General features: G+C 40.0%; 9 protein-coding genes. 3 read left to right on the top strand and 6 right to left on the bottom strand.

Annotated elements, in window-relative coordinates:
• Window positions 1-135: 135 nt before the first annotated feature.
• From B3P16_RS00980 to B3P16_RS00990, 3 genes are read left to right on the top strand one after another with little or no spacing between them, the layout of a single operon-like run.
• Window positions 136-2,172, top strand: a complete 2,037-nt coding sequence (locus B3P16_RS00980) for a ComEA family DNA-binding protein (protein ID WP_286840971.1) — start codon at window positions 136-138, stop codon at window positions 2,170-2,172.
• Window positions 2,169-4,253 (top strand): ComEC/Rec2 family competence protein, encoded by a 2,085-nt coding sequence (locus B3P16_RS00985; RefSeq protein ID WP_286840973.1) that lies wholly within the window; start codon window positions 2,169-2,171, stop codon window positions 4,251-4,253. Before B3P16_RS00980 ends, B3P16_RS00985 begins: the two co-directional genes overlap by 4 nt.
• Entirely contained in the window at window positions 4,250-6,151 is a 1,902-nt protein-coding gene (locus tag B3P16_RS00990; RefSeq protein WP_112373646.1) for a RecQ family ATP-dependent DNA helicase, read from the top strand. Before B3P16_RS00985 ends, B3P16_RS00990 begins: the two co-directional genes overlap by 4 nt.
• A gap of 1 nt (window position 6,152) precedes the next feature.
• Here the strand turns inward: B3P16_RS00990 and B3P16_RS00995 are convergent, their stop codons facing one another.
• From B3P16_RS00995 to B3P16_RS01020, 6 genes are all read right to left on the bottom strand, one after another.
• A complete protein-coding gene (locus B3P16_RS00995; protein WP_286752457.1) occupies window positions 6,153-6,992 on the bottom strand; it encodes a sulfurtransferase in 840 nt (279 codons plus the stop codon).
• Window positions 6,993-7,092: 100 nt separating this feature from the next.
• Entirely contained in the window at window positions 7,093-9,024 is a 1,932-nt protein-coding gene (gene rpsA / locus B3P16_RS01000) for a 30S ribosomal protein S1 (RefSeq protein ID WP_070564994.1), read from the bottom strand.
• 224 nt (window positions 9,025-9,248) lie between these two features.
• Window positions 9,249-10,214 (bottom strand): YihY/virulence factor BrkB family protein, encoded by a 966-nt coding sequence (locus B3P16_RS01005; protein ID WP_070564997.1) that lies wholly within the window; start codon window positions 10,212-10,214, stop codon window positions 9,249-9,251.
• A 1-nt stretch (window position 10,215) separates the two neighbouring features.
• Window positions 10,216-10,623 carry an acyl-CoA thioesterase gene (locus B3P16_RS01010; protein WP_070564999.1) on the bottom strand — a complete coding sequence of 136 codons (408 nt, stop codon included), beginning with the start codon at window positions 10,621-10,623 and terminating at the stop codon, window positions 10,216-10,218.
• Window positions 10,623-11,663, bottom strand: a complete 1,041-nt coding sequence (gene mltG, locus B3P16_RS01015; protein WP_112373644.1) for an endolytic transglycosylase MltG — start codon at window positions 11,661-11,663, stop codon at window positions 10,623-10,625. The genes B3P16_RS01010 and mltG overlap by 1 nt, the downstream gene beginning before the upstream one ends.
• Window positions 11,664-11,857: 194 nt before the next feature.
• Window positions 11,858-12,844: a PASTA domain-containing protein gene (locus B3P16_RS01020; protein ID WP_070565008.1), complete on the bottom strand. Its 987-nt coding sequence runs from the start codon at window positions 12,842-12,844 to the stop codon at window positions 11,858-11,860.
• Between the last annotated feature and the right edge of the window lie 23 nt (window positions 12,845-12,867).

The raw sequence follows: 12,867 nt of genomic DNA on the forward strand, positions 1-12,867 counted from the left end.
AAAAGCCTGATGAAATTTTTTCATCAGGCTTTTTTTATTCTTTTATATTTCCTAATTTCATAGGAGTGAATCGTTTTTCTGCCGGGATAAAGGGTTCATCGCCTAGCATTTAGCCAATATTAATTAAAACCTATTATGAAATATTGTAGCAAAATTTTGCTCTTTATAGGTTGTTTTATTGGAATAACCTGTTTGGCGCAAACAAATGAAAAAATCGATCTCCAAGATTTATTTGAAAGCTTATCGGATGAGCTCGCAGCAGATGCTGATTTGAGTGAATTCACTGAAAAGTGGTATCATTATCTCAAACACCCGATCGATCTCAACAAAACGGATGGAAGAGAACTCACAGAATTACAGTTTTTGGACCCTTTATTGATCGAGCGTCTACTGGAGCATAGGACCATTTCAGGAAATTTTATTGACGTGCTTGAACTACAGTCTATTGAAGGATTTAATGAGCGTGTAATCAGTTTACTGTTACCTTTTGTGAGGGTAGGCCCCGGATCTCCTCTTGAAACCCTGAAATCGAGAAATTTTAAACAGGAATTTACGGTACGATATGCCCGGACACTCGAAAAAGCAAAAGGGTACCGTATTGTCGATACGACGAAATCCCATTATCTCGGCGATGCCAATCGCTATGCTTTTAGGTATAGAGCCCAATTGAACGCTGTGGTTCAATTAGCGGTCAATATGGAGAAAGATGCCGGGGAGCCCTTTTTTAGGGATAAACAAAAAATGGGATTTGATTTCTATAGCCTAAGTGTATCGATAAAGAATTTTGGCCGTTTCAGGAATATCGTAATCGGCGACTATGCTTTACAATTCGGACAAGGGCTCAGTATGTGGAACGGTTTGAATTTTGGAAAAGGGGGATTGGTACAGCATACAGCAAGACAAGGGATTGGAGTAAAGTCATATACTTCCTTAAATGAGGCAAATTTTATGCGGGGCATTGCCGGGACACTACAGATCGGTCAATTTGAGGTTACACCCTATGTCTCCTATCGATCCATTGATGGAAAAGTTAACCGTATCGCTTCTCCTGCTACGATTTCAACAATCGCGAGTACCGGACTGCATCGGACAGCAACCGAACAGCAATACCGTCATGCCGCATCTCAACTAGCCTATGGACTGAATCTATTGTGGCGCTATAAACGGATCAAAATGGGTATTCATTTCAATCAGACTCAATTGAATGCCTTTAAAACAAAAGGCAATGCTATACGGCAAGAGGCGGACTTTGAAGGTGAATTGCTCCGAAATATAAGTTTATATGTAAACTATACGATTCGAAACACGTATTTATTTGGTGAATATGCCAATAGTATCGATGGCGGTTCAGCATTATTGACAGGAGCTATCATAAGTTTACATCCACGTTTATCATCGGTTATATTGCTTCGGGACTACAAGAAGAATTTTCATACTTTTTATGGACAAGGATTTGGTGAATCGGATAACAGCTCCAACGAACAGGGTGCTTATTTGGGACTTACCTATCAACTGGGAAGAAAATTGCTCTGGTCGAATTATGCCGATGTATTTCGTTTTCCAGGAGCAAAGTATCAGGCTGATACGCTATCTACAGGCGCCGATTTCTTTAGCCAGCTGAGTTACATGTGGTACAAAAAAGGCCAACTTTCGTTGCGCTATCGCAACCGATTGAAACAAGTGAACTACCAGGGAGAGGGGCAAACCGAGCATGGGCTTGTGAATACCGGCAAACAGCAGTTCAGGATAGAATTTCAATACCGCCTAAGTTCAATATGGACTATTCGCTCCCGGGTAGAGGCCAATTTATTCCAAAAAGAGTATCAGGAAAATGGTTTCGGATATATGTATTATCAGGATATACTTTGGAAGTCTACCACTGGAAAATTGCAGTCGAATATGCGGATTGCGTATTTCGATGCGGCAAGTTATGACAATCGGATCTATGCTTATGAGCGAGACGTATTATATGCCTCTGGGTTTGGAATGTACAATACAAGGGGATGGAGAATGTATTTCAACCTACAGTATCGATTAAGTCGCCATCTTCAGGTATGGGCCAAATATGGGGTCTATTATTATCCGGGACGAGAGCATATCGGGACTGGATTAGACCAAATTGAGGGCAATAGAAAATCCGAGGTTAAGGTACAGTTGCGGTGGCAGTTATGAAAGAGCTGAGTTTTACACAAAGATTAGAGCGGCTGCCTATTCTTAAGATAGCGATCTTATATATTGCGACACTTCTTTTCGTCCCTAAAATACCGATTTCGCGCCCTATTTTTCAACTTATACAGCAGGTATTGGTTGTGATGACTCTGTTAACGATAATTAGTTATTTTTTTAAAGGTACAATTCGCAAATACGGGTATACCTGCGGGTATTATGTATCTATTGTATTATTTGGGATCTTCCAATTTTGGCGCGAGGACCCTTTGGTTGCAATCGGTCATTTCTCCCATATAATGACAGATCGTTATGTGGTTAAAATTATTGAAGAGCCCAAAGTGAAGCGTGGTATCATTCGTTTTTCTACAGAGGTAATAGGGGCTTACCAAAAAGGTGAATTTATAGAAACGACAGGTAGACTCATGTTATCCCTAAAATCCAGCCAGAAGAATACGCTGCAGTTTGGTGACCTATTGTGGTTAAAAGGTCAGCCCCGGGAAATAGCTCCGCCATTCAATCCAATGGAGTTTGATTATAGGGCGTATTTGAAAAGGCAGTATGTCTACCATGAACTTTTCGCAGTCTCTGGTCAGTACAAGCTGATCAGCCGGCAAGAAACAACGACTTTTTCGTTGATTGCGCTCGCTTTACAAATGAGAAGATATTTTTTGCTCAAGCTTCGACCCCATATTAAAGGGGATGAGAACTTTGCTATTGTGTCAGCTTTATTATATGGTTCGCGGAGCGATATCAGTGCCGAAAGCATACAGGCCTTCACCAATACGGGAACGATACATGTGTTAAGTGTATCCGGAATGCATGTTGCTGTTTTATTCGGGTTTTTATCCCTTATTTTCAAACGAATTGCCTGGCCTTCCTATCTCAGATGGTTGCCGCTAATTTTGTTATGGAGTATGATCTGGATATATGCTTTTATTGCAGGGCTTGATCCGCCCATTACGCGGGCGGCTATTATGATTAGTTTTGTACTCTGTGCACAGCATTTTAAACGAGGCTTTTCAACGCTCAATTCGCTTATTATTGCCGCAGTATTGATTCTGTTGATCGTTCCAAGGGCGGTTGCTGATGTGGGTTTTCAGCTGTCCTTTTTAGCTGTTTTGGGTATGACGATATGCTCGCCGCTTGTCGAAGCATTCCTTCCGGTCAAAAGACCGATATTGCGGCTTTTGAGAGATACATTGGCTGTTTCTGTTGCTGCGCAAATACTGACAACACCACTGAGTCTTTATTATTTTGGGCAATTCCCAACTTATTTTCTGGTAGCCAACTTATTAGTCGATTTTCCTTCAACCCTAGCGATGTATCTCGGTTTTATCATGACAATTAATCCAATGGAGGGGATTAACGATTTAATGGGTTTGCTCTTGGAGCATCTCATTGCTTTCATCTTATACGGTTTGAAATGTATTGACCGTTGGGCTTTTTCAACAATAAAAGTTGATCCTATGGGGCTTGAGCTCCTATTTTTGACCTATTTTGCACTGTTTTCTTGTTTATATGCTTTTCAGTGGAAAGATAAAAAATACGTTTGGTTAGGGGGATGCTGTGCAATTGGAATGCTATTGATCACTGTGCAAAAACGCTTAGAAAATAAAGATGCAGAACGATTTCGGGTCTATAATACGAAACAAGAGTTGACGATCGGTTATTTCAAAGGTGGGCGCGGTATCATTTACAGCACATTTGATTCTTTGCAAGCCCGGGGCTTGCAATATGCATGTGGAAGAGAAATTCAATTATTGACGAAAGAAGAAGTTCAGTTTGTGGCTTTGCATGGCCAGGAGCGTAAAAACTATCTTGTTACGCTCCCCTTGGGTAAAATCGCTATTCTGTGCCATGCCGTAGAAACTATGCCACATGCTGACCTCGTTATCGTTAGGAAAAATTTATTAAATGGTTTACCCCGATTATTGAGGCAAATCAGACCAAAACTTGTTATACTGGATGGATCCAATTCACAGGAAAAATCCAAGCATATACAACGTACGTTAGATAGTTTGGGGATACAGAATTATCTCATGAAAGATAATTTTGCGTATGTTTGGGATAAGGAGAATTTATGACGCAAGATAGTATATCAATCTTAAGGCAATACTGGGGATTCGATTCATTTAGACCCCTGCAGGAAGAAATTATTCAATCGGTCATTTCAGGTAAAGATACTTTGGCTTTGTTGCCAACCGGCGGAGGGAAGTCGATCTGTTTTCAAGTACCTGCCTTGATGCGAGAAGGGATTTGTATTGTCGTTACACCGCTTATCGCATTGATGAAAGACCAGGTTGAACATTTGAAAAAAAATGGAATTCAGGCGGTCGCAATATATGCTGGAATGCGGAAGAGGGAGGTGGATATTACCTTGGATAATTGCGTCTATGGGCAAATAAAATTTCTCTATCTTTCTCCTGAAAGATTGTACAATGATGTAGTAAGGGAGCGCATACGATTTATGAATGTAAATCTATTTGCGATAGACGAAGCACATTGTATTTCTCAATGGGGATATGATTTTAGACCGCCCTATTTAGAACTTGCTAAATTACGGGAACTGCATCCCAAGGTGCCTTTTCTGGCCCTTACAGCGACCGCAACGGAGCGTGTCATCAGCGATATACAACAGAAACTGAGCTTTCCGAAAGAAAATGTATTTGTCAAAAGCTTTCTCCGGGACAATTTGGCGTATATGGCCATTGAAGAAGAGGATAAGATGGGACGTATGGTCCGGATTATACATAAGTTGGGTGGATCCGGTATTGTCTATGTCAGAAACCGGCGAGAAACGCAGGAGATAGCCCGTATTTTGGTCAATAACGGCATTTCGGCAGATTATTACCATGCCGGACTTTCGGGGCAGGAACGGGATCAGAAACAGCAAGGGTGGATGACAAATGTTGTTCGCGTTATTGTAGCTACCAATGCGTTTGGGATGGGAATTGATAAACCTGACGTGCGTTTTGTGATTCACCTCGATTTGCCCGATTCACTGGAGGCCTATTATCAAGAAGCCGGTAGGGCAGGAAGAGATGGCAAGAAGGCCTATCCCGTTATTCTTTATCAAAAGACAGATGAGCAGAAGCTTGTCGATAATTTGCAAGCTAGCTTCCCTGATATTCCATTTATTCAACAGACCTATCATTACCTGTGTAATCATTTTCAGATTCCCTATGGTGCTGGAGAAGGAGTGACTGTAGATTTTGATGTTGTTGCTTTTGCCAAAAAATATCAGCTGCCATTGGTTCCTGTTATGAATGCGCTGAAGTTTCTGGAGCGGGACACTTGGTTGGTTTTGTCCGAAGCTGTCACAATCCCCTCACGGTTTAAATTTGAAATTGATAGCGCCGAATTGTATAAAGTTCAGGTGCAGTATGTAAAATATGATAAGCTCATTAAGGCTATTTTACGCAGCTATGGTGGTGTATTTGAAAACTATATCCTCATTAATGAATACGAATTTGCACGTAAGTTGGGTCTGCCTTATGATCGTGTTGTCGAGCTATTGAAGTCGTTAGAGTCATTGGAAATAGCGAGTTATCTGCCTTCTACAGATGCGCCACAATTGACCTTTTTGCAGAACCGCGTCGATTACAAACACCTGCATATCGATCATATTTTTATTCGCGATCGCCATCAGGTGAAAGAAGAAGAAGTCAATGGCATGATCGGTTATATTGAACGTAGCAATTGCCGCAGTCAGTCGCTGTTGTTATATTTTGGAGAAAAAAATGCGGGGTTCTGTGAAGTATGCGATTTGTGTCTGATCCGTAATCATCAGAAAAAGCAGCGCGCAGATATAAAAGCAGAAATCAAAAGTAGTTTGCTCGCTGGCGCTAAAAACATTCACGATTTGGTGGCTAGTTTGACGATAGGTACAGAAAAGAAAAGAATAGAGATTATCCGCGATCTCCTGGATGCGGAAAAAATCCGCTTGGAGGATAATCTCTACTCTTGGAATACCTTGTTTTAAACTATTTTTCGATGGGTAGATTGAGCTCTTCGCGACCCCATTCTGACCAAGAGCCATCGTATACGCGGATTTGCTCGTGACCAACAAGATGAGAAGCAAATGCTAAGATTGAGGCCGTGATACCCGATCCACAGGAGAATACATATTCATTTCCGGTAGCATTATGATGATCAAATTGCTGTTTCAGTTCACCAAGGGGTTTATAAACGATTCCATCAAGTAATTCTTCGAAAGGGAGGTTTTTGGAATGGGGGATATGTCCACCATGAAGGCCTTTTCGAGGTTCAGCGACTAAACCACTAAATCGACCTTTACTTCTGGCGTCAAAAATATTCACTTGAGCATCCCGATAATGTGTTAAGATATATTCTTTGTCAGCATAATGGTTGGCTTGAAATTGGGCTTTAAAGTTACCGGGTTTTACAGCAGCTGCATACTGGTCTACGAGCGGTAATTTACTTTTTTTCCAAGCGGGGACGCCACCATTTAGAATAAATACCTGTTCAAAACCCATGACCTTAAACATCCACCATGCCCTTGGGCTTGAATAAACACCCCATCTGTCATATAACACGACGGTACTATCCTGATTGATTCCTAGGCGTTGCATTTCCCGTTCGAATACTTCTGCCGATACAAGGGTATGTGGTAATTTAGAAGTAGAATCCGAAAGTTTCCCTTCGATGTCAAAAAATTGAGAATGGGGTAGTACTTCGAACTTGGCGTCCTTGATGGATTGGCCAACTTTGTCGATGGTGCAATCAAGGAGGACAATGTCTGTATGCTGTCCCAATGATTCCATAAGTTCGGTGGGGTTGATTAAGGCTGATTTGAATGACATAACAATAAAGTTTATTGCTACAAAATTACAAAAGCATCCCTATAAAAGCAAAGCGGCTGTTCTTTTGGAACAGCCGCTTTTTATGGATTGAAATTGCTAATTACTTAGCGTTTTTATCATTTTCCATTTGCTCTTTCAATTGAGCTAATACGTCTAAGTCGCCTAAAGTAGATTTCTCAACAGAATCTTTTACTTTTTTCACAGCTGAAGACTCAGCTTTAGCGTCTTTTTTACGGCTGTTAGACTCTTCTTTGCGAGCTTCTTCTTTCTCTTCTTCCCAGATACGAGAGTGAGAAATTACCAAACGTTTGTTCTCTTTGTTGAACTCGATGATTTTGAATGAAGTAACTTCATCAACTTTCAATGAAGAACCGTCTTCTTTAACAGAGTGTTTAGAAGGACAGAAACCTTCAACACCATATTGTAAAGCTACGATATCACCTTTGTCACCAACTTTGATCACAGTACCTTCGTGGATAGAACCTTCAGTAAAGATCGTTTCGAAAGTATCCCAAGGGTTTTCTTCCAATTGTTTGTGACCTAAAGATAATTTACGGTTTTCTTCATCCAATTCTAAAACAACTACGTCTAATGTTTCACCAACTTTAGTGAATTCGTTAGGGTGGTTGATTTTTTTAGACCAAGATAAATCAGAGATGTGGATCAAACCATCGATACCTTCTTCCAATTCAACAAATACACCGAAGTTAGTCATGTTTTTAACAACAGCTGTTTGTTTAGAACCTACAGGGTAACGCTCAGTGATATTTTTCCAAGGATCTGGAGTCAATTGTTTGATACCTAAGCTCATTTTACGCTCATCGCGATCTAACGTTAAGATTTGCGCTTCGATCTCATCACCAACTTTCAAGAACTCTTGTGGAGAACGTAAGTTTTGTGACCAGGACATTTCAGAAACGTGGATCAAACCTTCAACACCAGGGATGATTTCTAAGAAAGCACCGTAATCAGCAACTGTTACGATTTTACCTTTAACTTTAGAACCAACTTCTAATGCAGTATCTAAAGATTCCCAAGGATGCTCAGATAATTGTTTCAAGCCTAAAGCGATACGTTTTTTCTCGTCATCAAAGTCTAATACAACAACGTTGATTGTTTGATCTAACGATAAAACTTCTTTTGGATGCTCGATACGACCCCAAGAGATGTCTGTGATATGCAATAAACCGTCAACACCACCTAAATCGATGAACACACCGAAATCAGTGATATTTTTAACTGTTCCTTCTAATACTTGACCTTTTTCTAATTTAGCAACGATTTCAGATTTTTGGTTTTCTAAATCGTTTTCAATTAATACTTTGTGTGATACGACAACGTTTTTGAATTCGTGGTTGATTTTCACAACTTTGAATTCCATTGTTTTACCTACGTATACATCGTAGTCACGGATAGGTTTGATATCGATTTGAGATCCAGGTAAGAATGCCTCAACACCTTTGATATCAACGATAAGACCACCTTTAGTACGGCTCTTAACGAAACCAGTAATGATTGCATCATTTTCCAATGCCTCATTGATAGCTTCCCAAGATTTTTGAGTTTTAGCACGTTTGCGAGAAAGTACTAATTGACCGTTAGCATCTTCTTGAGATTCAACGAATACGTCAACTTTGTCACCAACTTGTAATTCTGGTAAGTCACGGAATTCTGATAAAGAAACTAAACCGTCAGATTTGAAACCAACATTTAAGACTACGTCTTTGTTGTTGATAGAAACTACAGTACCTTCAATAATTTCACCTTGGTTAACTTGGTTGAAAGTATCTGCGTATTGTGCTTCAAGTTTAGCGCGTTCAGCTTCGCTATAATTTCCGAAACCTTTATCATTTGCATCCCAGTCAAATTCACCTTCTGGTGTGATCCAAGTGTTTGATTTGATTTCGTCGATTAAGTTTGAATCAGCTTCTGATTCAATTTTTTCAGTGTCTTTCACTACTTTAGTGTCAGCACCTTGTAGCTCTGCGTTTTTCGCTGCTAATTCTTTTTCTGCTTCTTGTTTTTTTGCCATTAATTAATTTTCTCCTTTTTCCTACTTTGTAGGAGTTGCAAAGGTACAAAAAAACTTTAAATGCAAAATTTTATTTTTCTTATTTTATTGAAAGACTTTCAGTTATACAGGCCTTTTGCTTTAGACATGTAAAGCTGCCTGTTCGAACGCTCGTTTAGCGTCTTCTACCGTTCATTTGTTGCCAACCTGACGGGGTAAATGAAGCTTTAAATAATTTTATACACCTATTCGTCTCTCTTAAAAGAGTTGAAAATGCGTGGTTTGGCAATAACAATGGTTTGTTTAGACAGCGCTATTGCTGCATTAAGCTCATAGCCCAATAATAAAATAAGCGTATTCAGGTAAATCCAGAGCATAATGACGATCAGTGTCCCAATGGATCCATAGAGTTTGTTATATGCACCAAAATGATTGATATAAAAGGTAAATATGGAAAACGTCAATATTGCTAAAATGGTAGCCATAGAAGCTCCGGGACTGAAGAGTTTCCATTTATTGGAGTTGGAAGGACCAAATTTGTAAATACAGCTTACCGTGAAAAAGTAAATAGCAAATATTATCAACCATCGGGCTACTTTAAGTAGAATGGCCCAGAAGCTCGACTTTATACCTGTTGTTTCCTTGAGGTAGTCTATGGTAATGCCAGCTAGGGTAAATATTGTCATCCCAACTGTTAACGCAAAAATAATTAGGAAAGCCAAGGCTAAGGCAAGCAAACGTTTTCTGACCCATGGCCTTCTTTCCGTCATGAGGGAAGCCTTATTGAAGGCATTCATCAGAGAGGCCATACCATTGGTTGCAAAATAGGCCGCAAATAAAAAACCGAAAGAAAGTAATCCACCATTTTGGTTTTTAATAATATCCTCCAAAGTCGTTTCAACAACCAGAAAAGCATTTTTGGGAATAACCACGGCCAGAAAGTCCAGCAACTGTTCCTGAAAATTATTGATCGGAATATAAGGGATCAATGTAAATAAAAAAATGATACCCGGAAAAATGGCCAATAAAAAGCTATAGGAAAGGGAAGAAGCCTTGCTGACAATGGAATCTCTCGATAGCTCCTGAAAGAAAAATACGGCCACAGTATAGAGTGGTAGCGAGCCAAAGCCAGGTAGTACGACACGTTTACTCCATTCGATTAATCTAAAATAAGGTTCAATATTTAATAGCCATTGGTGGATTTTCCCCATATCAATTAAAATAGTTACTCATCTTATCCAAGAAAACCTGTGGCGGCATACAAGGTCTATTTTTTTCCATGTTGACAAAGACCAAAGTTGTCTCGCCCTGGTTGAGTAGTTCTCCGCTTTCATTGAACAGTTCATATTCAAAAATAATACGGACGGCAGGTTTCTGGCGGATTGTTACCCGTATCGTGATCAAATCATCGTATTTGCCCGGTTTTAGGTATTTTGTTTTCATCTCCGTAACGGGGAGCATGACCCCCATTTCTTCCAGCTCCTTATACGATATCCCCGTGCTCCGCAGCATTTCAGTCCGCGCTATTTCGTAAAATGCAGCATAATTTCCATAATAAACATACCCCATTTGGTCTGTTTCTGCATAGCGGACACGAATCTGATGGTCAAATACAAACATTATTTTTTAATATTTCTGGCGTCCAATGCCTGTTGAAATTTACGTGCATTGATCAAATGCTCAGCCTCTGTTTTTGCAAAATTATGATAGCCCGAAAAATCATCTTTAGCACACATGTAAATATAATCATGTTGCTTAAAGTTTAAGACCGCATCAATTGCAGCAATACTTGGAATTGAAATAGGACCTGGAGGCAAGCCCCTATAGATGTAAGTATTGTAAGGATTGTCTGTTCTAAGGTGCTTATTCAATACCCTTCTAATGGTAAAGTCGTTGTTGGCAAAGATCACGGTAGGATCAGCTTGCAATAACATGCCTTTTTTGAGGCGGTTTAAATATAATCCGGCGATCATGGGCATTTCATCCTGGTGTAAGGCTTCACCTTTGACAATAGAAGCCAATGTACTGACTTGTTGCGGTGTCAGGTTAAGTGCTTTTGCTTTTGCAGTGCGATCTGCATTCCAAAACTTTTTCCATTCATCATCAAAACGAGCAATTACTTTTTCGGGATTGGTGTTCCAATAAATTTCGTAGGTATTGGGGATAAATATAGCAATCAGATTTTCTTTTGTAAATCCATATTTCTGTGCTGTAGCCTCATCATTTAGTACCGCGATAAATTCTGCAGAATCTGCCTCAAAACTTTTACCAAGGAGTGCGGCCATATTCTCTTTCAGTCGCACATTGGAAAATCTGAATTTTACAGGTTCTTGGTAGCCACCAATCAAATTGCCAACTAAGCGTCTATTGTTCATACCAGGGTTTAACAGATAACGTCCGGGTTTTACACTTTGCTCATATTTTTTATATTGTGCGGCACGCTCAAAGGAAGCGATGTCATCCACAAGATTTGAATCCTTGATTGATTTCAATACATCTTCATATTTTTCGCCCTCGTGTATGTACAGGTATTTTTTCTCTCCCGATACATTGGAAGCATAAAATGCTTTATAAAATGTCCAAGCAAAATAACCTCCGACAACGATAACGATCAGGGCAATGATTTTTAACCAACTTGGTATTCCTTTTTTATTTTCCATGCTAAAATTTTTTATTCATTTGTTGTTCGCTATTAAGGGCATTCATAAAGCCTTTAGCGGTCAATGGTTGATGAAATCGCCCAGATATGGATCGGTTTCATCTTTATATTTTATACAATTCCTGAATCTGCAACAAACGCTAATCCATCATAATGGAGATTATGCCATGCAGCTTCATTTTTAAGTCAATACACTTAAAAGCCAAGACTATTCCCTTTACTTTCTTTTTCTTTTTTCTGCCCTGCAGTTGGATTTGTTGTTGTCGATTTAGCTGCTGGCGTATTTGTTGTGGTACTTTTCGCTGGAGCAACGGGCTTAGACTGAACCGGAGCTTTTGCTGCTGGCGGAGTAACCTGTGTTTGGTTTGCCTGTGGTTTAGGAGTTGGCGTACCTCCAGCTGGAGCACCTGTAGTTGTTGTTGGTGCCGTCAATGAGAGCGTTATGTCTATTTTAGCCCCTAAGCTGGTTAAGCCTTTTTCTATTCCTGGTGATTGTACACTGATTACTGCGGTGGCTGTATCCGTTACATTGGGATCATAAGTCACTGTGCCTAGGCCTAGACCAGCTCCAGATAGGGCAAACTTCGCTTCGTTTAATGGAAGACCAATTAAGTTGGGTATTTCCACTTCATTAGCACCGAGTCCATTTCCCAAAACTAGATCTATACGTGAACCCTTAGGAATCATGCGCCCGTTACGGATTGATTGTCCAGCAAATTGAGCATCCAATACGATGTCCCTAGCGATATCGGCGACATAAGAAGTGTCTCCGATTCTAAGGTTATGGTTTTTCAAAATAGCCGTTGCTTCGATCAATGTTTTATCCTTTATATTCGGAAAGGCAACTTCAGGTGCAACTTGTGTGATAATGGTCAAATAAATAGTCCGCCCCGATTTTACATGAAATCCTTGTTCGGGATCCTGCTCGATGACCATTCCTGGTTTGGCGTCCATCTGGTAGACGGAGTCAATTTGATATTCCAGCCCCGCGTCTTCCAGCGCCTGGATGGCAGCACTGATATGAAGGCCTTTCACTTTAGGAACGGCTATAGATTCATCATGTTTGGTATATATTTTCAGTCCAACATAAACGAAAAGGAATAGACATACTATCGCGATAAAAGCGGCAATAAGATTTTTCCTAAAAGTAGGGGTCTGAAGATATTGTACGACTTTGGACATTTCTCTGTTTTGATAAAAATTAA

Source organism: Sphingobacterium sp. UBA7631 (assembly GCF_002483935.1).
Lineage (GTDB): Bacteria > Bacteroidota > Bacteroidia > Sphingobacteriales > Sphingobacteriaceae > Sphingobacterium > Sphingobacterium multivorum.